This window comes from Corynebacterium argentoratense DSM 44202 (assembly GCF_000590555.1).
Taxonomy (GTDB): Bacteria; Actinomycetota; Actinomycetes; order Mycobacteriales; family Mycobacteriaceae; genus Corynebacterium; species Corynebacterium argentoratense.
On sequence record NC_022198.1, the window covers coordinates 22,546 to 48,814 of the forward strand.

The window sequence follows — 26,269 nt, forward strand, 5'->3', positions numbered from 1 at the left end:
CCTTTGCCCATCTTAGGGCAGCAGATCGAAAACGTACACCTGGACGGTGACGGGGGCGTCTTTAATCAGTGGTTGACCCGCAGCTGGGGTCTGCCCGGCGATCTTGCCTTGGTCGAGCAGCACAGGGGTTTTCACCTGTTCCACAACAAGTGCGCTATCGGGTGCGGCCCAACCGGTGCCCCGCAGCGTGGCCAACGCCTGGGTGGACACCAACCCGGTCAGGTCAGGCATGGTGATTCGGTTGCCGCGCGACACCTTCACCGCGACGTCAGAACCCTTGGGTATGTCACTGCCTTCGCCCTCTGCGCTGACGACGGTGCCTTCCGGCTGGTCAGAATCGATGTACTCCAGCACCGGCACGAAGCCCAGGCTGGTGAGGTTTCCTTCCGCGCGTTCCCACTTCAAGCCGGTGATGACAGGTACGCGTACCTCGTCGACACCAGTGGACACTGTGATCGCGACCTTCGTGCCCTTGGACACTTGGTTGCCGGCCCGTGGCGACTGTTCGATCACGGCGCCTTCCTTCACGGTGTCGGAAGGCTGTTCCTTAACCTGACGATCAAGCTCCAGCCCAGCGGATTCCAGGATTTTCGCTGCTTCTTCCGTATTGCGCCCCGTGAGGTCTGGCACTTCGGTGATTTCTTTACCGGAGGACACAATGAGGGTGACGGTGCTGCCCTTCACAATCTCTGAACCGCTGGCCGGGTTGGTGGCGATCACAGTTCCACGGGGCGCCTTCGGGTCGGCCTGCTGGCGTACGTCGACGGTGAAGCCGGCGTCGCGTAGGCGCGTGGTGGCTTGCTCTTCGCTCATTCCGCTGACCGAGGGGATCGCCACGGTGCTGGCGGTGCTAGTGCTGGACTTGCCGGTGACATAGTCGTAGGTGAACACCCCGCCGACACCAATGAGGACCACCGCCAGCAACCCGGCCAACACGGCTGGCCAGCGGGAGCCGCGCTCGTCATAGTCGTCGTAGTCATCGAAATCATCACGGGTGTTGACGTCGCGTCGGTTCTGCTGGGGCGCAACCTGTGCGGGTTGGCGGTGGATGTCCGCCGCTTGGGCAGGCTGGTAGGTGGAGGTAGCGGGGTAGGCCTGGGGGGCCGGTGCCGGTGTGGCGGGGATAGTGGTGGTGGGGGCTTCGTGAAGACCGGGTCGTGCGTGTGCCCCGCGGCCTTGGGATTGTTGGGGGGCTACGTGGGTGCGCGCCGCGTTAGCAATCGTGTTGCGCGCGACGCGGCCTAGGTCATCGGCCATTTCCGTGGCGCTTTGATAACGATCGGCCGGATGCTTTGCCATGGCAGTGAGCGTCACGGCGTCAATATTTAAAGCCTCGGTGGGGGTGAGGCCAGAGATGAATTCCGACGGCGGGGTGGGGTTATCGTGAACATGCTGGTAGGCGACGGCAACGGGGGATTCCCCTTCGAAGGGCGGACGCCCGGTGATCACTTCGTAGAGGACACACCCCAAGGCGTACACGTCAGAGGCGGCCTCTGCTTTTTTGCCGCGGGCCTGCTCGGGGGAGAGGTACTGGGCGGTGCCGATAACAGCCGCGGTTTGTGTCATGGCGGCGGTGGAATCGTTGACGGCGCGGGCGATACCAAAATCCATCACCTTCACAGCACCGGTGTTGGTGATCATGATGTTCGCGGGTTTGATATCGCGGTGGATGATGCCGGCATCGTGGCTGACCTGCAGCGCCTCGCACACGGGGATCAGGGTGCTGGCCGCCTGGGCGGGCGTCATGGGGCCCTGCTCGCGCACAATGTCGCGCAAGGTGCGGCCGTGCACCCGCTCCATCACTATGTAGGGCACGCCCTCCCATTCGCCAGAATCGTACACAGCAACGATGGTCGCGTGGTTGAGCTTGCCGGCGTTGGTAGCTTCCCGCCGGAAACGCTCGCGGAAACTATCGTCGCGCGCCAACTCTGCACGCATCACCTTCACCGCGACACTGCGACCCAAAAGGGTGTCGGTAGCTGCGTAAACATCCGACATGCCACCGGTGCCGATGACCTCGCCGAGTTCGTATCGGTCTGCAAGAATCATGGTTGGGGGCTCGTTTCGTTCGTGTCGTCTACAGTGCCTGCGGGCGGGGTGGTGCCGGTGTCACCACCAGGTTGATCACTATCCGCGGGGGTACGCGGTGTGGTGGTCGTCCCAACGCTGGGGCTCGGCGGCGTATCAGCATCACGGCCGTCATCAGGCTTATCTACGGGCGTGGAGGTGGTGGTTGTCGATTTTGTTGTTGACGTCGGCTCCTCCCGCGGCGTCGTCGGTTCAACAGGACGCGGTGCGGGTGCGGGTGTGGGCGCCTGCGTCGGCTTTGCAGGAACCGTGGTGATCTGCGTTTCGGTTACGACCGTCGGCGTCGGCTTCGGGGTGGTGCCGATCAAACCAAAAGCGTTAGCCAAGATAAATGCCGTCGCACCGATCAAGGCCGTGACCAGCACACCCACCAAGATCGGGATGGCCTTGGACTGCTTCTTCCGCGGCTTAGCTTGAGTGACTTGGGGCGCCGAAGTGGCCTGTCCTTGGTTGAGGGTTTGCGGGCGACGCTGGGCAGCCGTAGCACCAGCACCAGACTGGGCAGCAGCCCCGGCCCCAACCGTAGCACCAGCGCCCGCGCCAATCACCTGCTGCAGGTGAGTCGTGGCATGCGGATCCACAAAACCACCCGCAACCGGAGCCTGCGAAGGCAACACCGTGGTCGGGGCGTCATTAATCATCCGTGGCGCCGGCGGCCACTGCCCACACCGAACCGCAGCAATAGCTTGGGCAAACTCTGCTCCGTCAGCGTAACGCGACGCAGGGTCTTTGCGCAACGCAATGCTGATGAGCTCCCGCGCGGCGTCAGAAATCGGAGCATCAATGTGCGGCGGGGCCTGGCTAATATGCGCCAACGCCACCGACACCGAGGAATCCCCACTAAATGGGCGGGAACCCGACAACATCTCAAAGCCCACAACACCCAGCGAATACACATCAGATGCCGGGGTGACATCAAAACCCTGAGCCTGCTCCGGGGACACATACTGCGCCGTACCGACAACCATGCCGGTGCGCGTCAATGCCACCGACTGGGCCGCCTTCACGATCCCGAAATCAGTGATCTTCACAATCGCGCCACGCGCCGGGTCCCCCACAGCAGTGCCGGAAGAATCACGCAACAACAAATTGCCAGGCTTAATGTCGCGATGCACCAAACCAGCATTGTGAATTGCAGCCAAACCAGATGCGGCCTGCTCCAAAATGTTCAGCGCGTCATCCTCAGCCAAAGGCTGCCCACTACCCAGATTCGACAGCAAATCCGCCAAAGATTGGCCCGGCACATACTCCATCACCAGGGAAGAATCCTGGTAATCATAGGTGCGCACCACATGCGGATTGTCGATCTTTAACGAGGATTCAGCCTCGGTGCGGAAACGGTCCACAAACTCAGGGGCCGCCGAAAACTCCGGGCGGAGGATCTTCACAGCCACCGGACCCTGCTCCGTGTCCGCCAACCACACGGTGGACATGCCACCGTGGCCAATAACCCTGTTCAACCTGTAGTGCATCATTGGGCTGCCTCGATTACTGCTCGTCCGATAGGTGCCGCAACAGAACCACCCGTTGCGGCCTGTCCGCGGTCGCCACCGTTTTTCACAACCACAGCCACCGCAATGTCCTTGCCGGGGGCAAAAGCGATGTACCAGGCGTGCGGATTAGAGTTGCGGGAATCCTCCCCGTGCTCCGCCGTGCCCGTCTTGGAGGCAATCTGCACCGAACTATCACCAACTGTGTGGCGTTCGCTCGACAACATCATCTCCGTCAACTGGGCGGCAATGCCCGGATCAATCCGATCAACCTGCTTCGGCTTCGTCGTGCGCAGAACCTTCAGATCAGGGGCCGTCACCGTCGACACCAGATACGGCTCCATACGCTTGCCGCCATTCGCGACCGTTGCGGCGACAACAGCGTTTTCCAACACGCTCATCGTCACGTCGCGCTGGCCGATAGCAGACTGCCCAAGCGAGGCCTGATCAGCAAGATCACCCAGGGTGCCCGGGTCCATCGGCAAGCCAATGTCGTAGGTGTCCTGCAGGCCAAAATGCTTAGCGACGTCGCGGAGCGGGTCAGGCCCCACGGCCATCGCCATCTCAGCAAAAGCCGTATTGCAGGACAGGGTGAACGCATTCATCAACGTTGTCTGATCCCCGCCGCCACAACGCATACCGTCATAGTTTTCCAACGTCGTCGTCGTGTTCGGCAAGGTGATTTCGGGTGACGCGGTCACGGTGGAATCAGCATTCCACCCCTGGCTTAGCGCCGCAGCGGTGGTAATCACCTTGAACGTCGAACCAGGCGGCAGAGTCTCTTGCGTCGCGTGGTTGAGCAAAGGCGAGGCAGGATTATCCAAATAGCCAGCCCACGTCTGCTCCGACGTCTCCGGGTCGACGATCAACGCCGGATCGTACGACGGGGTAGAGGCCATCGCCAAAATTTCCCCAGACGACGGGCGGATAGCAACCACCGCGCCGTCATAATTCATGTCAGCCAACTGGTGGAACGCCACATTTTGCAGCGCAGGCTGCAACGTCAAATCAATGTTGGCGCCCGCTGGCTTCTTGCCCATCAGACGCTCCGTCAGCGAAGCATTAAACACCGCAGACCCATCCAACACATCGTTATAGCCAAGCTCAAGGCCGGACAAGCCGTAGGTCTCGCTCAAATAACCCTCGACCGGGCCAAACACCAAAGGATTAGTGGGGTAGTGGCGGCCGTTCTCATCCGAGGTAGCCAACACCAAACCTCCCGCGGAAATCTGCCCACGGGGGGTATCCAGAGAGCGATAATAGGTGCGCTTGTTACGCGGATCGTCCGCATAGCCCGAAAAGACCTGCACATACTCCAGGTTGGCCAGCAGCACCACACTCATCAGCAGCGTAAACAGGGACGTCAAACGGATAGAACGATTCATCGTGCACCTCCAGCCGCGGCCGATACCTGGCCTGCAGTAGCCCCCGCTGGCGAGTGAGAACCGGAACCCGAGTGTGCGGCAGGGGAGTTCGCGGCGTCAGAAATCCGCAAAATAATCGCCAACAACATGTAGTTCGCCAACAAAGAAGAACCACCCGCCGACATAAACGGAGTAGTCAAACCGGTCATCGGAAGCAAAGCCGAAATACCGCCGACAACCACAAATACTTGGATGGCAATCGTCAACGACAAGCCCGAGGCAACCAACTTCCCGAAAGAATCACGGCACTGCAACGCCACACGCATACCGCGCGTAATGAAAATGGCGAACAGCATCAAAATGGCCGCCAAACCCACCAGGCCGAGCTCCTCGCCCACCGCCGCCAAAATGAAATCCGACACTGCGACGGGAACCTCATTGGGATAACCCTTGCCCAAACCCGTGCCAGACACCCCACCAAAATTTAGACCAAACAAGGCCTGAGACAACTGATAACCAGTCGAATCATAATTGTCGAAAGGATTGATGAAGTTCTGAACGCGAGCCTGAATCTTCGAAGAAATCTGATACACGCCCGTGCCGCCAATAGCGACCAGCACAACACCAATCAGCAACCACGACACTCTGCCAGTAGCTAAAAACAGCATGCCCAACACAGTGCCGAACAACAGCAAAGCCGGGCCGAAATCATTTTCCCCAGCCATGATCATCAAAGCCACAGCCCACACCAACAAAATCGGGCCCAAGTCCCGAAGACGCGGAAACTCCATACCCATAAAGTGATAGCCAGCTACCGTAAACAATGCGCGCTTATTGACCAACAATTGGGCAAAAAACAGCAGCAGCAGAATCTTGGAAAACTCACCCGGCTGCACCGAAAATGGGCCAATCGAAATCCAAATATTGGCATCCGCATCCATCGACGTTGGCCACACCATAGGCAGCGTCAACAGCACCAAACCAAGCAGGCCAAGAATATAGGAAAAACGCCCCAAACTGCGGTGATCACGCAAAATAAACAACAGCACGACCATCATCACCACAGCAAGCAGCGCCCACATCACCTGCTTAGCCGCCAAATTAGGATTCAGGCGATAAATAATCACCACACCCAAAGCGTTCAACGCAGCAGCCACCGGCAACATAATCTGATCTGCCCGAGGCGCCACAAAACACAACGCCACATGCGCCAGAGTAAACACCCCGATGTAGCCGCCGATCACCCACCCAAACATCTTGAAGGACTCAATATCCAAATTGGATAAAGTAATCGCCAACACCACAGCAGACAGAAGCAACAGACGAAGCTCAGCCCACCGTGGATTAAAACTCACACCGCGGGACTCATGCTTGGCAGACATCAGCCCACCTCCCGACAATTCTTACCCGGGCTATTCAAATCACCCGAGCCTGACGCCGCGGAATCACGCTTGACACACACCGGCAACGCCTCAGAACCCAAACGCTGCAACTGGCCCAGCACATCGTCATAACCAGACTCCGGCAAACCCTCAATGCTCGAACGCACCGACTCTGGCAAAGCATTAACCGTAAACGGAACACAAGCGCGGGAATCCTCTTCCAGACTCACCACAGACACCCGCTTCTGCTCCGACAAACACGCCTTCTGGAAAGGCTTATGCAAATCGATACCAACAACAGAGGATTTAAACCCCTGCTCAACGATCACGCGGTCGCCATCAACCGACACAAAAAAGTTGTTCTTCGACGCGTGATTCACCCACCCCGCGGCCACCACCAAAGCAATAACCACCAACAAAGAAACAATCAACGGCCACACACGCAGCCGCTTAAAAAAACCAGTCTTAGCCCGACCAGAAGGCTGCTCAGCAGGCTCAATAGTACGAATCAACGCCGCACGACCAGCAGCAGTATCCGGACGCGGATCCTCCACACCAGCATTCAATGCACCCGCAACCACCGGATCCACCGGCAACGCAGCAGCCTCAACGCCCCCCGCGGCGTCATCACTATCAAGCCCAACAACATCGGCAACAACAACCGTCACATTGTCCGGACCACCAGAACGCAACGCCAAATCAATCAACTTACGAGCAGCCTGAGCAGGGTCCCCCACACCCAAAGCCTCCTCGATCGTCGAAAAACTCACCGGATCCGACAAACCATCACTACACAACAACACCCGATCCCCCGAGCGAGCCTCCGACGACCACACCGTCGGCTCCACCGGACGACCAGTACAAGCCTTCAAAATCAGGGAACGCTGCGGATGCGTCGACACATCCTCCGGATCCAACTCGCCCTTGTCGACCAGCGACTGCACAAAGGTGTCATCCACAGTGACCTGCTGCAACACACCATCACGCAGCACATAACCACGCGAATCCCCCACATGGCACCAATGCAACTGCACCCCATCAAAAGACACAGCCGTCAGCGTCGTGCCCATGCCCTCTGTCTCCGGACGCACACGAACCTCCTCCGCAATGGCCTGATTACCAGCAGCAGCAGTATCGGCCAACAACTCCGGCGACACCACCCCAGCATCGCCAGCCACCACCGACGCATCCAGATCGCGGAACTCAGTCACCATCAACTGGCTCGCAACCTCCCCCGCTGCATGGCCACCCATACCATCAGCCAACACCAACAAACGAGGGCTCGCATACGCAGAGTCCTCATTATTCTGGCGAACCAACCCGCGATCGCTCGCGGCCGTGAAATTAAGCGCGAGTTTCAACTCAAACCATCCTCAACGCCGTCTGGCCCACAGTAATAACATCCGACACACGCTCCGGCTGCTCCACACGCCACTGGCCAACAAAAGTGCCATTACGAGAATTCAAATCCTCAACAAACCAATCCCTCGAACCCGGACGACGGAACAACCGAGCATGACGAGACGAAGCAAAATCATCCGAAATCACAATGTCGCACTCCGGATGCCGACCAATAACCACCTGATCAAAACCAGACAAGTCATACGCCGGGCCACCAATAACCTCCAGCACATCAGCGCCAGAAGAACCCGGAACCGACGGCGAAGCCGCCGTGGCAGCATCCTGCACACCACCAGCAGACGGAGACGGAAGCGCAGACGCCGACCCCCGCGCCGTCATCACTGGAGCCGCAGGCGCCCCACCCACACCCGACAGATCACGGCGCAACTCACGCAACACCGCAAAAACAAACACCCACAAAACAACCAGCAGGCCGATGCGAAATGCGAGCTCCATCAAAAACTCCCTCGTGGACGCACTCAGCGCCCCGTAATCCGAACCTCTAGCTGAGAATGCCCAACAGTAATAACGTCGCCATCACCCAACAACCAATTATCAATCTTCATATCATTAACAGTCGTGCCATTCGTCGACTGCAAATCAACCAACACAGCATCACGGCCGTCCCACGTCACCTCAGCATGCTGACGTGACACACCAGTATCCGGAAGACGGAAATCAGCCTGCTGACCACGGCCAATAATGTTCGAACCCTCATGCACCGCATACGTGCGGCTCGAACCATCCTGCAACAACAACGTCACAGTCTGAGGCTGAGCCTCCGAAGAAGAACTCGTCTTCAACTGGCCAGAACGCAACGAAGAATCCTCAACCAAATCCACACGAATCGGGCCCGGAACAGACCAGCCATTGTTACGGCACAAACGCGTCATACGATCCGCGAAATCCGCGGCCGCCTCATCCGGAATGCCACAAATATCCTTAGAAGACAAGGACACGCGGAACACATTCGGCACCTCAACCGTGCCCTCGTACGTCTTCGTGACGTTGTCCTCCGCCTCTTGGCGCAGAGCCTCCTCGATCTCAGCGGGAACAACCTTTCCACCAAAAACGAAGGCGAAACTGTTGTCAAGGCCACGCTGCAAAGAACTATCAAGCTTGGCCATCTTGCCCAGCAACGACATCCTCGAGCCTCCTGTAGTGCGTCAATAAGTCACGCGCCAGTAGGTCCGGCGGCTTACAGCTATCAAACTGGTTATAAAACTGCATATAACCCGGCAATCTGGCATATACAACACCATAATCGCTTGTTAATGTTGCCAGTATAGTCACATCAATTAGTGTTTGGGCAGCGTGCGGGCCAGATTTGTATAAACACAGCTGCGGGTTTATTATTTTGGGAGTCGCTCCACGCGGCCATCTACACTCGGGCGAGTGGCGGAATGGCAGACGCGCTGGCTTCAGGTGCCAGTGTCCTTCGGGACGTGGGGGTTCAAGTCCCCCTTCGCCCACAAAACCCGAACGGGCCCAGCTTAACTGCAGGGCCCGTTTTTCGTGCGGCGGCCTACCTGGGCCTGTGCACGTTTTTCGGCAGGGAGCAACGCGGCGTCATCCATGTACGCCAGTGTAAAGGCGCGCGTAGGCGTGGCGGCCGGGCCGGTGGGACGCTAGCCTAGTTGTCATGCAGCCCGGAAACCCCAGCCAGCCGTTGATCATCCCTATCAACGGACACACCCCAAAAATCCACCCCACCGCGTGGATCGCCCCCAATGCAACCATCATCGGAGATGTAGAAATCGGCCCCGATTCCAGCGTCTTCTACGGATGCGTGTTGCGCGGCGACATCGGCCCGATCAGAATCGGCGCCCGCACGAACATTCAGGACAATTCCACCATGCACGTCGATGCAGACGCCCCCTGCATTCTGGGAGATGACGTGACCGTTGGGCATATGGCATTACTGCACGGCACCACGGTGGGTAACGGCACTCTGGTGGGCATGAAGGCCACGTTGCTCTCCCACAGTGTTGTGGGCGAAGGTGCCCTTGTGGCGGCGGGTGCAGTCGTGCTCGAGCATGGTGAAGTTCCCGACCGTACTCTTGCCGCTGGGGTGCCGGCGAAGGTCTGCAGGGAACTCAGCGCCGAGGAATCCCAGGCGTTCATCCCCCACGCAGGCCGCTACGTGGAGACCGCACGCATGCATGCCCAACAGTTGGCCGACATGGCGTCGGGCGTTCAGGAGGTAGAACATTGAGCATCATCGCCGACGGGCGTGTCACCCTGCGCCCCATGGAGGCCTCGGATGTGGCGTTGCGGCAGCGCGCCATGGACAGCAATAATGATCTGCGAGATCGCTCTTTTAGTGAGGAGGAGGTCGCAGGGTTTACCTCCTTCGTTCCTCAAAGGGGAGATTATGGTGTCGTGGCGTTGTCGGGTGATGACGTCGCGGGGGTTGCGTGGGTCACGTTCGGTCTCGCGCACGGGCGCTCGGCATCTGCCCAGCGTATGCCCGACTTAGTGACCTATGTAGACGAGGCTTTTTCGGATCGTGGGATTGGCAGCGAGCTAGCAGGCGTCATAGTTCAGCATGCCCGCGAGGTAGGGCTGCCCGGTGTGCGGATTGCGATCGAGGAGACCAACCCTGCCCGCCGTTACTATGCGCGCAAGGGTTTCGAGTCCACCGAGGCAGAAACAATGGTGCTCTACGTCCGCGCCCCAATTTCTCGGGTGGCTGTGTACTGCGGCAGTGCACGCGGCGCCCGCGGCGACTACTGGGACATGGCGGAAACACTGGGCCAGCAGTTGGCTGATCGTGGCATCGAGCTGGTGTACGGCGGCGGCGGGGTTGGCCTGATGGGGGCCGTCGGTACCGCCGTCGTCGATGCCGGGGGAGTCGCCTACGGTGTGATGCCCCGCGAGCTCGTCGACCGAGAGATGGCACACCCCCGGCTGACTCGCCTCGAAGTGGTGGAATCCATGGCGGAACGCAAAACCCGCATGGAGGAGCTAGCGGACGCGTTCATCGCATTGCCCGGCGGCGTGGGCACCTTGGAGGAATTCTTCCAGGCCTTCACCGGCCAAACGCTGGGCCAACACCAGAAACCATTGGCGCTGATCAATGCCTCCGGTTTCTACCAGCCGCTGGTTGATGCGCTGCAACGCATGGTCGACGAGGGCTTCATCCAGCAAAAATACTTGGATAGCTTGATCGTGGAATCAACTATTGACGCCGTGTTCGAACGCCTGGAAGCATGGCGCGCGCCGGGCACCAAGTGGGACTAGGTGGGGTCTAGTTGCGTGTGCGGGTGATTGCCCTGATGATCTGCGGCAACCACCCTGCGATACCCAGCACTCCGATCACGCGGATCACCTGAGTTGCTGCAACGACAGCCCCGGACTGTGCCTCGTCCGAGAGCGCCAGCACGGTCTCTAACCCGCCGGGGGAGGTTGCGAGATACGCATCGAGGAAGCTGATCGATAACCACTGCGACAGCACCCAGGCGGTGGCCGCACAGCCCGCCATCAGCACCGTGATGAACAAAAAAATCGCTGGAAGAAGCCGGGTGATGCGGCGCAACGCCTGCATGTTGAGCCCGCCGCCAGCCATCCAACCGATACTCATAAAAGCGAGGATGCGGATGGGCTGGGGGATAGTCACACTGAAGGTTGCTGTGTCACCAACGTTGAGGGCAGTTACAGTCCACGCGATAGCCACTGTGAGGAACATCGGACCAAGGATGGCGGGAGCCGGCAAACGTAAGAGCTTGCCCAAGGGCTCACCGACTAAGAGAACAACGGCCAGAACCACCAGCCCAGCGACAGTGGGTGCGGGGTGAGTACGCCCCGCGACGTCATGAGTCAATCCCATCAGAGGTGCCAACAGTGGTAGCGAAATCGAGACCGTGAGCAGCCGAAGATACTGGGTGAGCAGCACAAAGTTGACGTCCGCGCCCAGTTCCTTCGCCAGCGGTGGCATGAGGGATGCGCCACCGGCAAGCATCGACAAAATGCCGGATTCCTGGCTGATCTCCGGTTGTGTACGGTGCAAAGCCAAGCCACCGACCACGCCGATCGACAAAGTCACCACCGTCGCGAAAATCCCGGGGAGGATGAATTGCAGCAGGTCACCGGGTGCGGATTCTACGATCGGTTGGGCCGCGATGACAGCGATGATGCTGCGGACAAAGGTGAAATAGTGGCGGTTTTGCTCGATCTCGCGGTGGGTGACGGCCGCGACCAATGCGGAGGCGATGATCGCCGCCAGAATCCACGCGGCAGGAACGTGGAGGCGCTGCAACACCAGGCCAAACAGCACCGACAGGGCCAGGATCACGCCCCACATCCCAGCACTACGCATGAGGCGTGCCGGGTGCAGATCGTCGGTCATATCGCGGGGCTCCTGGTGTTGTCTGTGTGGGATTGAAGATCCATGGACAATGAGTCCATTGTTACAGGAATAAGCGTTGGGGGCTCACTTTCATCAGTGAGGACGTCACTTGTATCAGTGAGAAGCTCAGTTGTATCAGTGAGCCATCAGTGAGGGCCGAAATTCATACTCGGGACGATGTTTAGGGGGTTCTTGGGCCGGGCCGTGAGTGTCGGTGGGAATAACTGGGCGCGGGGAAGCGTTAGAAATTGTAGATATATCGACAAAAGTCGATGGCTTCAACACCACATATATATTAGGAGCAACAACAACTATGAGCAGCACCCCAAGCAACACCGCTGAGCAAACCTACGACGTCATTGTCGTGGGTTTCGGCAAAGCCGGCAAAACCATCGCCATGAAGCGCGCTAAGGCCGGCGACCGCGTCGCACTCATCGAACGCGACCCCAACATGTACGGCGGCACCTGCATCAACATCGGTTGCGTGCCCACCAAGAAGCTCCTCACCCAGGCACACGCGCATGAACTCGTTGTCGAAGCCACTGGCGAGAGCAACCACGCGGACGCACTGAAGTCCGCCGAAGACGCACGCGACGCCTTCATCGCCAAACTCAACGCAGCGAACCTCAAGATGGCAGAAACCGCCGGCGTCACAGTCATCACTGGGCAAGCCCGCTTCACCAGCCCTAAGCAGGTGGAAGTCACCGGCGGCGATGATCGCCTCGAGCTCAGTGCCGAGACCATCATCATCAACACCGGCGCCGCCACCTTCCTGCCGCCCATCCCCGGCATCGATGGCCCCCGCGTGCACACTTCCACCAGCATCCAGCACATCGATCGCCCCGACAACCTCGTCATTGTCGGCGGTGGCCCGATCGGCATGGAATTCGCCACGCTGTTCAGCGCCTACGGCACCAAAGTCACCGTCCTCGACGGTGCCGAGCGCGCTTTCATCCGCAATGACGAAGACGTCGCGGAGGTCGCCGCGCAGATCATGAACGACCGCGGCGTCATCATCACCGCAAACGCACAGGTCGAAAAGCTCGAAGACACCGGGAACGGTGTGGCCGTGACCTACCGCGACGTCACCAATGATGCGAACAAAACCATCAACGCTGACGTCGTGCTGGTTGCTGTTGGCCGCAAGCCCGCGACCGAAGGCCTCGGCCTGGAAGATTCAGGCATCGAGCTGACTGAACGCGGCGCCGTGAAGGTCGACGAGCACTGCCGCACCAACATCGACGGCGTTTACGCTGCGGGCGACGTCAACGGTGGGCCGCAGTTCACCTACATTTCCTTCGACGACCACCGCGTCATCATGCACGACCGTTGGGGCGTCGGCCCGGCACGCACCACCGAAGGCCGCATCATCCCGACCACCACGTTCATGGAACCGCCGCTGGCGACCGTAGGCATGAGCCTCAAGGAAGCCAAAGACAGTGGCCGCGAACTGAGCGTGCGCACCAAGATGATCGCAGGCATCCCGATTCTGCCCCGCCCGAAGATCGTCGGCCAGCCGGCAGGCATTGCGCGTCTGATCGTCGACGCTAACAGCGATGAGATCCTTGGAGCCAGCCTGCTGTGCATCGACGCCCAGGAACTCATCAACACTGTGGCTGTGGCGATGCGCGCCGGAATGACCGCCACTGAGTTTGTTGAAGGCATCTACACGCACCCCGCGACGAGCGAAGTGTTCAACGCTCTGGGGTAACGGTCCTTCAACGTCAAAGTTGCCGCTTCGCTATGCTCGATTTTTGATAGCGAAGCGCGCAGCTGGCTTTGACCGACGCCGTGCCCGCCGCAGCAATGCGCGAACACCGTAGACAGTGAGTACAGTGCCGGTACCGACAACCGCGCCGGCCAGGGTGTCGCTGAACCAATGAACACCCAAATAGAGGCGATCAACCATAGCTAGCACCACCGCAGTCACACCAAGAGTGCAGTTGATCGCATAACCCACGAAACTGATGGTGGCTTGCCGGGCACGCATGACAGCAAAGATCCACGCGGTGACAATAGCAGCAACGCCTACGACGTGACCCGAGGGCATCGAGCCGTTCGTTTCGACTACAAGTTGTGTGGCTAGCGGTGGGCGCTCCCTGCCAAACAATGCCTTCAGCAGTGGGCTGAGGAGTTGTGCCGTGCTTACAGCAATCACCAGCCACGCGGCCTCGGTCCACCGCGGTTCGGTAGAAGCAATTCCCGCTGCGTTTTCCATGTTTGTTGTGCGTGTCTGGTCTGCGGTGTGGGTTATGCGGCGGGAGTGGATGTAGGCCATGACGAACCCACTGAACAGGGCAGCCAGCCACACATTGCGGGGCTGTAACAGGTGGTGAAGGGCAGTGAAGATGGTGGTGGCGTGGTCGTTGCGGTGGTGTACGAACCACTCGTAGATAGCGGTGTCCACGCGCACCTCCCGGGGATGATTGCCGGCTAGTTGAAGCCGTGCCGCTTGTCGCTTTGACGTCCACCCTACCCGCGTACTCCATGCGTTCACCTTTGGCAGCGTGCACGAATTTCGACACGGAGCTCCTCCCCAAGACGCCGACCTGGGAAAACAATGACGCCGCGTTGCTCCCTGCCGAAATTTGTGCACACCCCGGCACCCGGCAAAAACTACCCGCCGAGTCCGAGGAGGTACACGCCGGTGACCAGAACAGCCAGGGAGATCAACGGGATAACGACGGTGACGGCTGCGATGTCTTTGTAGGACTTCTTGTGGGTCATGTTGCACACCAGCAGTATGGTCAGCACGGCGCCGTTGTGGGGCAGGGAGTCGAAGCAGACGGACGCCATAGCGATCAGACGGTGCAGGGTTTCGTGGCTGATGCCCTGCTCGACAGCCATGGTGGATAGCTGGTCGGCGAAGGCTTCGAGCGTGATGGATAGGCCGCCGGAGGAGGATCCGGTGATGCCGGAGATCACGCCGGTTGCGGCAATACCCACCAGGAGTGCGTCGCCGTCGATGGAGAACATGCTGGACTTGATCGCGGCGAACACAGCCAAGGAGGCGATGACGGCACCGTAGCCGACCTCGCTGGCGGTGGTGAAGCACGGCAGGATGGCGTTTTTCGCGCCGTCGGATAGCTCGTTGAACATGTTGCGCACCATCTTGGGTCGCATGATGAAGATCAGGATGATGGCGGTGACGATTGCAACCACCACGGACCACACGCCGATGACGGAGGACAGCTTGGTGGCGCCGAACTTGTCGTCGGCGAGGTAGTCGAAGTTCATGTGGCTGGCGATCCAGTGCACGAACACGTAGTTCATGCCGATCACCACGGCGATGGGTAGCAGGCCGAGTAGGCCGCGGATTTTCCAGTTGTCGGGTGTTGACGTCGCGACTGCCGCACTGCCCGCAGCAGGTGCGGCGTGGGTGGCCACCGCGGCGTCATGACTGGTGGTGTCGGTGGGGAGGGGGGAGGGGGAGTCGAAGTGGGAGGTGGTGTTGGTGTGGGTGACGACGTGTCCGGCGGGTAGGTGGGGTTCTTGGTCGACGCTGGGGTCGACGAAGGGCTCTTTGCTTTCGTCGGGGCCGAGGTCGGTTTCGCCTTCCGGCAGGTAGGTTTCACCGGCGGCTTTGAGTTGGCGGATGCGGTATTGCAGCCAGGCCATGCCCATGGTGAACATCATGGCGGTGCCGATGAGTCCGATGATGGGGGCAGCGTAGGTGTCGGTGCCGAAGTAGCGGGTGGGGATGACGTTGTGCACCTGGGGGCTGCCGGGCAGGGCTGCGAGGGCGAAGGTGATGGTGCCGAATGCCAGGGCGGCGGGCATGAGTCGCTTGGGGATGCCGGCTTCGTGGAAGAGCTCCATGGCGATGGGCACGATGGTGAAGGCGACGACCCAGGCACTCACTCCACCGTAGGTCAGTAGGGCGGTGGCCAGCACGACGGAGAGCATGGCGTGCTTGGGGCCGAAGAGGCGGCTAATGCCTTGGGCGAGGTCGGCGGCCAGCCCGGAGGAGGACATGAGCTTGCCGAAGATGGCGCCGGCGATGAAGAGGGGGAAGAAGCTGACGATGAACTTCCCGAGTGCCGGCATGAAGATTTGGGTGTAGGTGGCCAGCAGTGGGGCGCCCGACATGACGGTTGCGACGAGTGCGGCGATGGGGGCGACGGCGACAACGCTGTGCCCGCGGTAGGCGAGGACTAGCAGGACGGCTAGTGAAGTGATGATGCCTAGGACTGGGATAAGCATGGGGCCTTCTCATTGTGTGTCCGGGTGGCGGCTGTGTCCCATACACTGGTGCGTATGAGTGAATGTGCCACGGGTGAGCAGGGGGTGGGTTCGACGCGTGAACGGATTGTCGAGTGCGCCAGGCAGTTGTTTAGCCAGAATTCTTTTTCGGCTGTGTCTATTCGGGATATTGCGGATGCAGCTGGTGTGAGTCCTTCGTTGGTGGTCAAGCACTGTACGAGTAAGGAGCGTTTGTTTGAGCTGACGTTGGATTTTTCTGATTCTGCGCGGGCGTTGTTCGCGGGGCCTTTTGATCAGTTGGGGCGGACGGCTGCGCGTGAGACGTTGTTAGCTCCGGTTGATTCGCCTTATTCGATGGTGCGTATTTTGACGGTTGCTGGGGGGTCGGATTCGACGTTGCAGGCGATGGGGCGTCGTGTGGAGGAAGATATTTTGTCTGTGGTTGCTGAGCGGATTTCTGCGGAGGCTCCGGGTGCGAGTCCGTCTCCGCGGTTACGCGCGCAGCAGGTTGTGGCGTTGTTGACTGGGTTGTCGTTTATGCGCAGGGTGGGTGATCCGGGGTTTGATGCGTATGAGCGCGAGGAGTTGGTGGATCACTATGGCAGTGCGTTGCAGCGCTTGCTGGATGGGTGTTGACGCTGCAACGTGTTTTAGTTGCGGTCTTTGAGCTCGTCGAAGATGACGGAACAGTCTTTGGCACCTAGTCCGTCGGCTTGCAGCTGGCTGTAGATTTGTGCTGCTAGGCGGCCTAGTTGTGCGTCGGTTCCGGTGGCTTCGACTGAGTCCATCGCCAGGTTGAGGTCTTTGACGATGAGGTCGGTGGCAAAGCCGGGGGTGTAGTCGTTGTCGGCGGGGGCATTGCCGAGGACTCCGGGTGCGGGGCAGTTGGTGGTCAGTGCCCAGCAGGATCCGGTGGAGTTGGACACGACGTCGAAGAACGCTTGGGAGGTCAGTCCTAGGCGCTGGCCCATGACGAGGCCTTCGGCGACGGCGATTTGTTGGACGCCGAGGATCATGTTGTTGCACAGTTTGGCGGCCTCGCCGGTGCCGACGGGTCCGCAGAGGGTGATGGAGCGGCCCATGATGTCGAGGAGGGGACGGATGGATTCGAGGTCTTCCTCGTTTCCGCCGACCATGAAGGCGAGGGTGCCGGCTGCGGCGCCTGCGACGCCGCCGGAGACGGGGGCATCGAGGTAGCGGTGGCCGCGGGCCCCAACGAATTCAGCGTTGGATTGTGCTTCGCCTACGGAGATGGTTGAGCAGTCGACGAAGGTCTTGGCATTGTCACCGACGGCGTCGATGATGTCGATCAGAACCTGTGCGACGAGGCCACCGTTGGGCAGCATGGTGATGATGACATCGGAGGCCTGCGCGGCGTCGACGGCGGTGTCATGCACGGTGACGCCTGCTTCGGCTGCCTTGGTTTTTGCGGCGTCGACGACGTCAAATCCGTTGACGGTGACGCCAGCCTTTACGAGGTTGGCGGCCATGGGGCCACCCATGTTGCCGAGGCCGATGACGGCTACGTTGGGGCGTGTCATGGTGTGTCTCCTTGTTGCGTGGTGGGTGTGGGGTTGGATGGGTTAGTCCATGACCGGCATGCTGAAGTCTGCGCCGGTGGTCATGCGGGGCCAGCGGGAGGTGACGGTCTTGGTCTTGGTGTAGAAGCGGAAGGAGTCGGGTCCGTGCTGGTTGAGGTCGCCGAAGCCGGAGGCCTTCCAGCCACCGAAGGTGTGGTACGCGACCGGGACAGGGATCGGAACGTTGATGCCGACCATGCCGACCTGGACACGGGATGCGAATTCGCGGGCGGCTTCACCGGAGGCGGTAAAGATGGAGACACCGTTGCCGTAGACGTGTTCGTTGGGCAGGGCGAGTGCTTCTTCGAAGCTGTTGGCTCGGACGATGCAGAGCACGGGGCCGAAGATTTCTTCGGTGTAGATGCTCATGTCGGTGGTGACGTTGTCGAAGAGGCTGGGGCCGATGAAGAAGCCTTCGGTGAGGGATTCACCGTTGAATTCTGCGTCGGTGGCGCCGTGCTCACGACCGTCGATGACGAGGTCTGCGCCTGCTTCTACGCCTTCACCGATGAGCTTGTGCACGCGGTCGAGTGCGGGCTTGCACACCAAGGGGCCGTAGGCGGCGTCGGGGTCGAGGGAGTGGCCGACCTTGAGGCTCGGGATGCGCTCTTCGAGCTTGGCGCGGAGGTTGTCGGCGGTTTCCTTGCCGACGGGGACGGCGACGGAGATGGCCATGCAGCGTTCGCCGGCGGAGCCGTAGGCGGCACCGATGAGGGCGTCGGCAACGAGGTCGAGGTCGGCGTCGGGGAGGATCAGCATGTGGTTCTTAGCGCCGCCGAAGCACTGAGCGCGCTTGCCGGTGGCTGCGCAGCGTTCGTAAATGTACTGCGCGATGGGGGTGGAGCCGACGAAGCCAACGGCCTTGATGGTGGGGGAGTCGAGGATGGCGTCGACTGCTTCCTTATCGCCGTTGATGACGTTGAAGACACCCTTGGGGCCGCCAGCTTCGATGAACAGTTCGGCGAGACGCAGCGGGACGGAGGGGTCGCGCTCGGAGGGCTTGAGGATAAAGGCGTTGCCGGATGCCAGTGCGGGGCCGGCCTTCCACAGCGGGATCATTGCCGGGAAGTTGAAGGGGGTGATGCCGGAAACGACGCCGAGGGGCTGGCGCATGGAGTAGGTGTCGATGCCGGTGCCGACGGACTCGGAGTATTCACCCTTGAGCATGTGGGGTGCGGACAGTGCGAATTCGAGGACGTCGACGCCGCGGATGACGTCACCCTTGGCATCTTCGAAGGTTTTACCGTGCTCGAGGGAGAGCATGGTGGCCAGTTCATCCATGTTGGCGTTGATGAGGCTGATCCACTTCATGAGGATGCGGATGCGCTTTTGGGGGTTGGTGGCAGCCCACTTGGGTTGGACGGATGCGGCGAGTTCGATGACCTCGTTGACTTCCTCGGTGGACGCCAGGCTGACCTGTGCCTGGACCTTGCCGGTGGAGGGGCAGAGTACGTCTGCGGTGTGGTTGGGGTTGCCGGGGGTGCGCTCGCCGTTGATGAAGTGGCCGATTAGGTTGCTCATGGGGTTTCTCCTAAAACCTGCGACATTGGGTTGGGATGTAAGGGGAGATTCATTTTTCCGTAAACGTGTCGGCGCTCACGGGATTAGGGACGAGAGTAACGCGCGCCACAGTCTTGCGCAAGGGTTTGTGTGATGGTGAACACTGTTTACCCCCTCAGTTAAGAATGCAAACGCCCCCTAGCAGCAATGTTAATGTGCACGCTAGGGGGCGAAAGGGGGAGTACAGGCCAAGCCACGGGTGAAGTAACTAAGAGGAGAAGAAGCCTCCGCCAGAACCCGGGCGCCCAGGCTATTCAGGCTGCACCGGGCGAGCAGGCTGGCTAGGACCACTTGGGGTAGTGGGCGCGCCGGGAACGGTGAATCTCGCGACGTCATCAATGGGAGTGGTTGGTTGCTGGGCGTTACCGCCCACCCCACCGGGCAGATCGCAGTCGGGGACACTCATGTCAAGGTGAAGAACCTGAAGGACGGCGAAGTGTCCGACCAGGGCAACAACGCACAGCTGACACTGCAGGCCGACGAGCTCGGTGGCGAAACCAACAGCCAGTCCTGGCTCATCACCGTCAAGGCAAAGAGCAGTCTAAAATACAACAAACCCCCAACCACAGGAGCCCACCATGATCGTCACAACCACCAACAGCGTCGAAGGCTACACCATCAGCCAATACCTCCGAGTCGTCGCCGGCGAAACCATCACCGGCATCAACGCTTTCAAAGACCTCGGCGCAGGCCTCCGCAACATCGTCGGCGGACGAAGCGCAAGCTACGAAGGGGAAGCAGTCATGGCCCGCGAAAACGCCCTCGCCGAAATGGTCACCCGCGCCCAAGAACTCGGCGCAGACGCAATCGTCGGCGTCGCCCTCGACTACAGCACCCTCGGAGCCAATGGCAGCATGCTCATGGTCACCGCCTGTGGCACCGCCGTCAAACTCCAATAAGCCCTAACCCCATCCACAACACCGCACAACAGCGCAGCCCGCGCGCAACAACACAAGAGAAAACATCCACGTGAACAAAACAAAAACACACCAACGACGCCGCGTCGCCACCGCAATCCTCGCAACCCTCGGCGTCGCAGCTAGCGCACTGACCGCACCCCAAGCACATGCCCTCACCATCGACCCCGGAACAGTGCCTGGTCGCACTACGGTCGCCATCCACAACGACAACGGGACCGAATACGACACCCCCGGTGCACACGCACAAGGCCCTGCTGAATCCCTCGCCAAACTGCTGCTCGCACACTGGGTGCTGCGGCACGGCGTACCAGCGGACAAAGCCCTAGTAGACCCGATGATCCGCCTCAGCGACGACGGCATCGCCACCCACCTCGACCACACCTACCCCAACGCCATCCGAGACGTGGTCAACGACTACCACCTCACCGAAACAACCCCCGGTGCCTACTGGGGAGCCACCAGCACCAGCATGCACGACATTGCTCGCTTCGCGCAGGAACTCCGCCGCGACCCCGGAGCCGCACCCATCATCAACGCGATGGCAGGCGCAGCACCCGTCGCCAGCGACGGCTACGCACAAAACTACGGCACCGCCACCATCCCCGGCGTGTGGGCCACAAAGTTTGGCTGGGCCGACGACGGCAGCATCAACACAACAGTCAGCATTGGCCCCGACTACGTGATCGCTGCCCGCACCTACGGCCCCGCCCACCAGCTGACCGACGACCTCGCCGGGGTTCGAGCAGCCGCAGCCGGTGGTGCCGTGACGGCCGCCCCGGGTGCTGTGGGTGGCGCGCCGTCGATCAATGTGGGCTCCTCCAGCGTGCCTGGAATATACGGGTCTGAGTTGAAGGCCCGCTTGGCACCCAGCGACCCGTTGGGTTTGCGCAATGCGATTCCTGACGCCGCGATCCTCCCACGGTTCTAACGGGTTTTTGTATGTGAATCACTAACAAAATCGGCGGATCGTTCCTCATCGCTGATCCTACAAATAGCGGCTTAGTGACCCTACGAATCACCGGTTAGGAACCCTACAAATATCGGCCTAGAAACCCTACAAATCCCGATTAGTGCTGGTCAAATGATATTTTTTGAACAGTGAGTTTAGGTTGATCATCGCGGGCACCAGGGGCCGACCGCCGCCCCTCTATGTGCGCCCTTCGAGGCGTTTTTTGGTTAATGACGTCGCGGTGGCCGCCCATGGATCTTCCGGCCAGGGATGCTTGGGGTATCTGCCGCGCATTTCGGATCGGACTTGCGAGTAGGGGCCGTCCCAGAAGCTGCGCAGGTCGCCAGTGATAGCTAGGGGTCGGCCGGCGGGGGAGAGCAGCTCGAACAGCACGGTCTGCCCGCACAGCACTGGTGATTCCGCAAGGCCGAAGCATTCCTGCAGCTTGCAGGAGACTTTGGGTTGGGTGGGGTCGCTGTAGTCGACGCGGTGGGTGTTGCCGCTGGGCGCCCGCCACCGTTCGGGTGCGAGTGTGTCGAGTTCGGTTGCTTGTGGCCAGGGGAGGAGTCGGCGGAAGGCATCCAGCAGGTCGATCTTTTTCACGGGGGTGCCGTCGGCGATTTTTTGTAGTTCGGGTGCGAGCCATTCCTCGACCGTGCCAACCCCGCCAATTTCGCCGACACCGTCGTTAAGCTCGCTGACGTCTGGCCATGCGCCGTGGTGATGCCCCGGTAGCGCCTCTTGGTTGGCCTGGATGAAGGCCATTCGCTCGCGCAGGTTTTGGGCGGCATCACTGAGCGGCTCGAACAGCGCAAGCCCGTGCGTTCGGATCGCTGCCGCTACCGCTTGCGCAGCCTCGTCGGGCTGTAGTTGGACGCGTGTTTCGTTGAGGATGATCGCCCCAACTCGCCGCTCGCGGATACCTTGCAGGCGCCCCGCAGTCGAGTTGTATTCTGCTACAACTTCTTCGCTGAGCATGCCGGTCTGCTCCGCCACCCACAGTGCTTCCTTTTCACTTAATGACGCCGCGGACCTCACTGTCGCAACTGACGTCACCGACCCGCCACCCCGGCCAGAAGGGTTGTGCGCGTTCGACAGGGATACTTCCACGACCGCTAGCCACTCACGGTCAACCAGATTGCTGAAACCTCGATCGCCCGTGGGCAGGCGTACCCTCGTGCCGGAAGCCAATAGGTACTCTGTACCGTCGCTTCCTTCGATCAGGCGTGCCAACTGGCCAGGGTAGGCAAAACCACAGGCCAATCCGGCGCTTACCTCGATTCCCTGTTCGTCCTGCTTACCGACCACCGTTTGTGCACCGGCCGGCACATTAGCCTGATCTCTTCTGCTTATTTGCTGCTTACGTACTAATGCTTCGAACCGCTGTTGGGTTTTGTCGATCCGCTTGCGTTCCGCGGCGGACGCCGGCACCCACCGCGCAACATCCCCCGACGGTTGCGCTGTCAACACTGCCGCCCACCTGGCCGCATCCGTACCCAAGGACAACAGCGCCTCGGCAATCCGTGGATCCGCAGGGATCGCTGCCATGCGCCTCCCCCGCGACGTCACCACTAAATCCGCATCGGAGCCACCCCCAACACCAGAGCCATCGCTATCACCGCCGGAGCCACCCCCAACACCAGCATCATTTTTCGCGGCCAACGCACCTAACGACACCAACAATGCCTCCGCCTGCTGCCACGCAACCTGCGGCGGCGCTTCGAACCATTCAACCGGCCCCCAACAGGCCACCTGCAGGCGCGCATCCGTCAGGTCACGCGTGCTGATCTCAGGAGAATTAAACGCCGCAGCCTGCGCATATTCCGCCTCCGACATGCAGCGCACCACACGCCCTGGTGCCTCACGTCCCGCACGTCCGGCCCGCTGGTCCATGCTCGACCGCGCGGCCGACAACGTCACCAACCCCGACATTCCGCGCCCCGCATCCTGCCGCGGCACACGCGCCAACCCACTGTCCACAACTGTCCGTACCCCAGGCACCGTGACGGAGGATTCAGCTATCGACGTCGCGACAATCACCCGCCCCACCGCGCCATCTTGCCCGCCTGGGCGTAGCGCAGCATCTTGCTCCCGCGAAGACTGCCGCCCATGCAATGGAACTACACGCGGACCACTTTGCTGCAAACTGGCTGCGCCCCCGTGCCCACCTGCCCGTGCCCCGCCGTTTTGCAGCTCGGCGTCAACCAGTGCGCACACCGATTCCACCTCGCGTACCCCAGGGGCGAACACCAGAACGGAATGCTGTGGGTCGGCCATCAACTCTCGCGCCGCCACCTTCGCGACATGCGCCCAGAACTCCCGCCGATCCCCGGAAACTCGCCCCGGGTGGGGCGCATACTCCACTTCGACCGGATAGGTTGCGGCTGCCACAGACATCACTGGTGCCTCAAGAAAGGACGCAAAGCGCGAGGCATCAATCGTCGCCGACATCGCTACCAGTAGAAAATCCTCCCGCAGCAGCGCAAGTTCCCGCAGCATCGCCAGCAGCACATCCACGTCCAGTTGACGCTCGTGGACCTCATCCAGCACGACCGCCCCGACGCCGTCCAATTCCGGGTCCGCAAGCAGCCTTCGCAGCAGCACGCCGGGGGTCACGAACTCCACGCGCCGCCCCGCCTGAGTTTCCCCACGGATCGCGTAGCCCACATCCCGGGCCGAACCGCTCCCCGTTGCCTGCGTTTTCGCCGCAGAATCTTGCTTCTGCCCGGGGTGATTTTCCTTAATGACGCTGCGATGCAACTGTTGCAATCGCCCTGCTGCTGAGCGGACGGCGACGCGCCGGGGCGCAACCACCACAACCTTCTGAGCCTCGTGGCTGTTGGCTGGGTTTTCCGTCCGGGCGGCCAGGATATTCGCGAGCAGTGGGGGAATCAGTGTGGACTTACCGGTGCCAGGGGGAGCCTCCACCACAATGGTCGGATTGGTGGCTGTGGCGCGCAGGAATTCGTCGACGCAGTCTGCGACCGGAAGACCATTGCCGATATGCTTCAGGTCGAAGGGGAACGACCTCACCCCACCCGAGCCCCCGTCCTTGCCTCCACTGGTGGCTACGCCTTTCACCGGGTTGCTGCCATTGTCGGGCTGTGGTGTGTTGTTCGCCTGCGCTTTCGCCGTGTCCACCCGCATCAGTGTACCGGCCGAGTTCGGGGTTTCGTGGGGTAGCTGAGTGGCGGCGCCGTGGGGGTGCAGTATGGCGGCCGTGTGGTGGTTGGGGTGGTGCCAGCGCGGCGTCATCGTGTGGGGTGTTGCTGCCGGATACACTAAAACCCATGCTGAGCGGCAATACTAGGGCGCTTTACGGCACGGTTGTGGATACTCCGATCGGGCCGTTGAGTGTGCATGCGTCGGAGCGGGGCGTGTGTACCATTGATTTCGGCACGATTTATCGCGGGGCGCGCAGCCACCCCATTGTTGATGCTGCCACTACCCAAATCCGTGAATATTTCGCTGGTGAGCGGCAGGTTTTTAGTGTTCCGATTGATGACGCCGCGTGGAACGACGGTGGGTTTGCGGCGCGCGCTCTGCATGCGTTGCGGGGGATTGGGTATGGGCAGACGTGTAGTTACGGTGCATTGGCGGGATTGGCGGGGAGTGCTGCGGCGTCGAGGGCGGCGGGGACGGCGTGTGCGATGAATCCGGTGCCGTTGTTGATTCCGTGTCATAGGGTGATTCGATCGGATGGGAGTTTGGGGAATTATAGGGGTGGGGTGGGGGCGAAGCGGTTGTTGTTAGAGTTGGAGCAGACATATCGGTCATACCGGTAGGCGTGGCGGCACCTTAGTGAGGTGTGGCCCGGAGCCCTTGTGTCAGTGATTCACATACAAAACGGGACCAGGTTGTGGTCTTTTGCAACAAAGGGGTTCCAGCGGTTGGCTGCGTTCGTTGGATTTTACGAGTGAATGCTGCCGCTAGGGGTAGTTGTCGAGGCCGCGGGTTGGTACATTTGTTCGGTTTTTTAAAAACTTAAGACTTCCCCTACCGGCCACTATCTCGATTCTATTCGATTTTATTCGAATGTTCGACTGTATCCATCCTTTCTAGCGGCTGCGCTGTCCGGTCGGTTTTATAGAGTGATAGCAAACCAAAAAGTTGGTTGTATTTTTACTCGGGATTGATCATTTGACCTGTGGGTTTTTCCACAGAAGAAGGGGTGTTTCAAATGTACGGAAGAGTTATCAATATCAGTAGCCAGCTCGACAGGTTCGAGGATGTTTTCGACGAAGGCTCTTATGATGATGCTATGCCTGGAGTCTATGAGGGGCCTGTTGGGTTAGCTGAGGGTCTTGTGCTGTGTTCGGATGGGCGAGTGCGGCCTAGTTGGGCTGCTGCTAGTGGATTGCTTTGTGATTATTACGACACAGAGTGGGGTCGGCCTCTGCCGGATGACCCTATCTTGGCGGAAAAGGACTTATTTGAGCGCCTTTCGCTGGAAGGGTTACAAGCTGGGTTGTCTTGGTCGTTGATATTGCAGAAGCGCGAGATTTTCCGCTTGGCGTTGGCTGATTTTGATCCCGAGGTTCTCTCGCTGTGGGATGAACGGGATTTAGAGTTTGTTCTTGAGTGCCCGGGCATTATCCGCAATCCTTCGAAAATTGGCGCGGTGTTGAGCAACGCGCGGGCCACCATCGCACTGCGCGATGAGCCTGGTGGTTTGGTTGGTTTGGTGCGTTCCTTTACCCCTGAAGCACAGCCTCTTCCTTTGTCGTCGGCGGATATCCCTACCTGGACGGAGGAGTCGAAGCAGCTTGCAAAGGCACTGCGTAAGCGTGGTTTTAAATATGTGGGCCCGAAGACAATGTATGCGCTGATGCAGGCGATTGGCCTGGTTGACGACCGCATTCTTGGTGCTTCACCGTTGATTGAGCCGATGTACTGATCTACCAACCGGAGACTTTTAGGGGGTGCTGCTATGCCACTATCACCACAAGCGGAATGACGATAGTCGTAAGCGCGGTTGGTTTAT

The 26,269-nt window shown here is 60.2% G+C and carries 22 protein-coding genes and 1 tRNA gene; 9 read left to right on the forward strand and 14 right to left on the reverse strand.

All coding sequences use genetic code 11. From position 1 onward, the window contains the following. Positions 1–12 precede the first annotated feature (12 nt). The 7 genes from pknB to CARG_RS00170 are packed head-to-tail and all read right to left on the reverse strand — an operon-like array spanning position 13 to position 8,870. Entirely contained in the window at positions 13–2,049 is a 2,037-nt protein-coding gene (gene pknB, locus CARG_RS00140) for a Stk1 family PASTA domain-containing Ser/Thr kinase (RefSeq protein ID WP_020975357.1), read from the reverse strand. Further along, positions 2,046–3,563 (reverse strand): serine/threonine-protein kinase, encoded by a 1,518-nt coding sequence (locus tag CARG_RS00145; RefSeq protein WP_020975358.1) that lies wholly within the window; start codon positions 3,561–3,563, stop codon positions 2,046–2,048. The genes pknB and CARG_RS00145 overlap by 4 nt, the downstream gene beginning before the upstream one ends. After that, on the reverse strand, positions 3,560–4,963 hold the full coding sequence (locus CARG_RS00150) for a penicillin-binding transpeptidase domain-containing protein (protein WP_020975359.1): 1,404 nt from the start codon (positions 4,961–4,963) through the stop codon (positions 3,560–3,562). Before CARG_RS00150 ends, CARG_RS00145 begins: the two co-directional genes overlap by 4 nt. Further along, entirely contained in the window at positions 4,960–6,324 is a 1,365-nt protein-coding gene (locus tag CARG_RS00155) for an FtsW/RodA/SpoVE family cell cycle protein (RefSeq protein ID WP_020975360.1), read from the reverse strand. The genes CARG_RS00150 and CARG_RS00155 overlap by 4 nt, the downstream gene beginning before the upstream one ends. Continuing rightward, the gene (locus CARG_RS00160; protein WP_020975361.1) at positions 6,324–7,685 is read right to left on the reverse strand and encodes a PP2C family protein-serine/threonine phosphatase; all 1,362 of its coding nucleotides are present in this window, start codon (positions 7,683–7,685) and stop codon (positions 6,324–6,326) included. The genes CARG_RS00155 and CARG_RS00160 overlap by 1 nt, the downstream gene beginning before the upstream one ends. Position 7,686: 1 nt before the next feature. Further along, positions 7,687–8,181, reverse strand: coding sequence for an FHA domain-containing protein FhaB/FipA (locus CARG_RS00165; protein ID WP_020975362.1), 495 nt, complete (start codon positions 8,179–8,181; stop codon positions 7,687–7,689). Positions 8,182–8,204: 23 nt separating this feature from the next. Next, positions 8,205–8,870, reverse strand: coding sequence for a DUF3662 and FHA domain-containing protein (locus tag CARG_RS00170; RefSeq protein ID WP_020975363.1), 666 nt, complete (start codon positions 8,868–8,870; stop codon positions 8,205–8,207). Between the two features lie 244 nt (positions 8,871–9,114). On the opposite strand from CARG_RS00170, the gene CARG_RS00175 reads away from it, so the two are divergent. From CARG_RS00175 to CARG_RS00185, 3 genes are all read left to right on the forward strand, one after another. Beyond that, a tRNA-Leu gene (locus CARG_RS00175) sits at positions 9,115–9,197 on the forward strand. 170 nt (positions 9,198–9,367) lie between these two features. Next, positions 9,368–9,940, forward strand: coding sequence for a gamma carbonic anhydrase family protein (locus CARG_RS00180; protein ID WP_020975364.1), 573 nt, complete (start codon positions 9,368–9,370; stop codon positions 9,938–9,940). Next, on the forward strand, positions 9,937–10,968 hold the full coding sequence (locus CARG_RS00185; RefSeq protein WP_020975365.1) for a TIGR00730 family Rossman fold protein: 1,032 nt from the start codon (positions 9,937–9,939) through the stop codon (positions 10,966–10,968). The genes CARG_RS00180 and CARG_RS00185 overlap by 4 nt, the downstream gene beginning before the upstream one ends. 7 nt (positions 10,969–10,975) lie before the next feature. On the opposite strand, the gene CARG_RS00190 is transcribed toward CARG_RS00185, so the two are convergent. Then, complete coding sequence (locus CARG_RS00190; RefSeq protein ID WP_020975366.1) at positions 10,976–12,073, reverse strand: AbrB family transcriptional regulator; 1,098 nt, start codon at positions 12,071–12,073, stop codon at positions 10,976–10,978. Positions 12,074–12,386: 313 nt separating this feature from the next. Between CARG_RS00190 and CARG_RS00195 the strand changes: the two genes are divergently transcribed. Beyond that, complete coding sequence (locus CARG_RS00195; RefSeq protein WP_020975367.1) at positions 12,387–13,784, forward strand: dihydrolipoyl dehydrogenase family protein; 1,398 nt, start codon at positions 12,387–12,389, stop codon at positions 13,782–13,784. Between the two features lie 30 nt (positions 13,785–13,814). Here CARG_RS00195 and CARG_RS09470 read toward each other — a convergent pair whose 3' ends face one another. Beyond that, positions 13,815–14,480, reverse strand: a complete 666-nt coding sequence (locus CARG_RS09470) for a phosphatase PAP2 family protein (RefSeq protein ID WP_020975368.1) — start codon at positions 14,478–14,480, stop codon at positions 13,815–13,817. Between the two features lie 209 nt (positions 14,481–14,689). Continuing rightward, positions 14,690–16,276: a GntP family permease gene (locus CARG_RS00205; RefSeq protein ID WP_020975369.1), complete on the reverse strand. Its 1,587-nt coding sequence runs from the start codon at positions 16,274–16,276 to the stop codon at positions 14,690–14,692. A gap of 54 nt (positions 16,277–16,330) precedes the next feature. Here CARG_RS00205 and CARG_RS00210 point away from each other — a divergent pair, with 54 nt between their 5' ends. Then, the gene (locus tag CARG_RS00210) at positions 16,331–16,912 is read left to right on the forward strand and encodes a TetR/AcrR family transcriptional regulator (protein WP_020975370.1); all 582 of its coding nucleotides are present in this window, start codon (positions 16,331–16,333) and stop codon (positions 16,910–16,912) included. A 14-nt stretch (positions 16,913–16,926) separates the two neighbouring features. Here the strand turns inward: CARG_RS00210 and mmsB are convergent, their stop codons facing one another. The 3 genes from mmsB to CARG_RS10125 form a co-directional block, all read right to left on the reverse strand. Further along, positions 16,927–17,817, reverse strand: a complete 891-nt coding sequence (gene mmsB / locus CARG_RS00215; RefSeq protein WP_020975371.1) for a 3-hydroxyisobutyrate dehydrogenase — start codon at positions 17,815–17,817, stop codon at positions 16,927–16,929. 42 nt (positions 17,818–17,859) lie between these two features. After that, a complete protein-coding gene (locus CARG_RS00220; protein ID WP_020975372.1) occupies positions 17,860–19,377 on the reverse strand; it encodes a CoA-acylating methylmalonate-semialdehyde dehydrogenase in 1,518 nt (505 codons plus the stop codon). A 289-nt stretch (positions 19,378–19,666) separates the two neighbouring features. After that, positions 19,667–19,822 (reverse strand): hypothetical protein, encoded by a 156-nt coding sequence (locus CARG_RS10125; RefSeq protein ID WP_169733180.1) that lies wholly within the window; start codon positions 19,820–19,822, stop codon positions 19,667–19,669. 172 nt (positions 19,823–19,994) lie between these two features. Here CARG_RS10125 and CARG_RS00225 point away from each other — a divergent pair, with 172 nt between their 5' ends. Together CARG_RS00225 and CARG_RS09475 are read left to right on the forward strand one after the other, a co-directional pair. Further along, positions 19,995–20,315, forward strand: a complete 321-nt coding sequence (locus CARG_RS00225; RefSeq protein ID WP_020975373.1) for a YbjQ family protein — start codon at positions 19,995–19,997, stop codon at positions 20,313–20,315. 70 nt (positions 20,316–20,385) lie between these two features. Further along, positions 20,386–21,264: a hypothetical protein gene (locus tag CARG_RS09475; RefSeq protein ID WP_020975374.1), complete on the forward strand. Its 879-nt coding sequence runs from the start codon at positions 20,386–20,388 to the stop codon at positions 21,262–21,264. Between the two features lie 219 nt (positions 21,265–21,483). Here CARG_RS09475 and CARG_RS00235 read toward each other — a convergent pair whose 3' ends face one another. Further along, positions 21,484–24,426 (reverse strand): ATP-dependent RNA helicase, encoded by a 2,943-nt coding sequence (locus CARG_RS00235; RefSeq protein ID WP_236620144.1) that lies wholly within the window; start codon positions 24,424–24,426, stop codon positions 21,484–21,486. Between the two features lie 149 nt (positions 24,427–24,575). On the opposite strand from CARG_RS00235, the gene CARG_RS00240 reads away from it, so the two are divergent. Beyond that, positions 24,576–25,070, forward strand: a complete 495-nt coding sequence (locus tag CARG_RS00240; protein ID WP_236620145.1) for a methylated-DNA--[protein]-cysteine S-methyltransferase — start codon at positions 24,576–24,578, stop codon at positions 25,068–25,070. 476 nt (positions 25,071–25,546) lie between these two features. After that, a complete protein-coding gene (locus tag CARG_RS00245) occupies positions 25,547–26,182 on the forward strand; it encodes a DNA-3-methyladenine glycosylase I (protein WP_041747196.1) in 636 nt (211 codons plus the stop codon). Positions 26,183–26,269: the final 87 nt, after the last annotated feature.

Bases quoted from the DNA above. Each gene is read 5' to 3' on its own strand.
- CARG_RS00155 (WP_020975360.1), bottom strand. From the start codon at position 6,324: ATGTCTGCCAAGCATGAGTCCCGCGGTGTGAGTTTTAATCCACGGTGG.
- pknB (WP_020975357.1), bottom strand. From the start codon at position 2,049: ATGATTCTTGCAGACCGATACGAACTCGGCGAGGTCATCGGCACCGGT.
- CARG_RS00195 (WP_020975367.1), top strand. From the start codon at position 12,387: ATGAGCAGCACCCCAAGCAACACCGCTGAGCAAACCTACGACGTCATT.
- CARG_RS10125 (WP_169733180.1), bottom strand. From the start codon at position 19,822: ATGAGTGTCCCCGACTGCGATCTGCCCGGTGGGGTGGGCGGTAACGCC.
- CARG_RS00225 (WP_020975373.1), top strand. From the start codon at position 19,995: ATGATCGTCACAACCACCAACAGCGTCGAAGGCTACACCATCAGCCAA.
- CARG_RS00165 (WP_020975362.1), bottom strand. From the start codon at position 8,181: ATGGAGCTCGCATTTCGCATCGGCCTGCTGGTTGTTTTGTGGGTGTTT.
- CARG_RS00240 (WP_236620145.1), top strand. From the start codon at position 24,576: ATGCTGAGCGGCAATACTAGGGCGCTTTACGGCACGGTTGTGGATACT.
- CARG_RS00205 (WP_020975369.1), bottom strand. From the start codon at position 16,276: ATGCTTATCCCAGTCCTAGGCATCATCACTTCACTAGCCGTCCTGCTA.
- CARG_RS00180 (WP_020975364.1), top strand. From the start codon at position 9,368: ATGCAGCCCGGAAACCCCAGCCAGCCGTTGATCATCCCTATCAACGGA.
- CARG_RS00245 (WP_041747196.1), top strand. From the start codon at position 25,547: ATGCCTGGAGTCTATGAGGGGCCTGTTGGGTTAGCTGAGGGTCTTGTG.
- CARG_RS00190 (WP_020975366.1), bottom strand. From the start codon at position 12,073: ATGACCGACGATCTGCACCCGGCACGCCTCATGCGTAGTGCTGGGATG.
- CARG_RS00150 (WP_020975359.1), bottom strand. From the start codon at position 4,963: ATGAATCGTTCTATCCGTTTGACGTCCCTGTTTACGCTGCTGATGAGT.
- CARG_RS00210 (WP_020975370.1), top strand. From the start codon at position 16,331: ATGAGTGAATGTGCCACGGGTGAGCAGGGGGTGGGTTCGACGCGTGAA.
- CARG_RS00170 (WP_020975363.1), bottom strand. From the start codon at position 8,870: ATGTCGTTGCTGGGCAAGATGGCCAAGCTTGATAGTTCTTTGCAGCGT.
- mmsB (WP_020975371.1), bottom strand. From the start codon at position 17,817: ATGACACGCCCCAACGTAGCCGTCATCGGCCTCGGCAACATGGGTGGC.
- CARG_RS00145 (WP_020975358.1), bottom strand. From the start codon at position 3,563: ATGATGCACTACAGGTTGAACAGGGTTATTGGCCACGGTGGCATGTCC.
- CARG_RS00220 (WP_020975372.1), bottom strand. From the start codon at position 19,377: ATGAGCAACCTAATCGGCCACTTCATCAACGGCGAGCGCACCCCCGGC.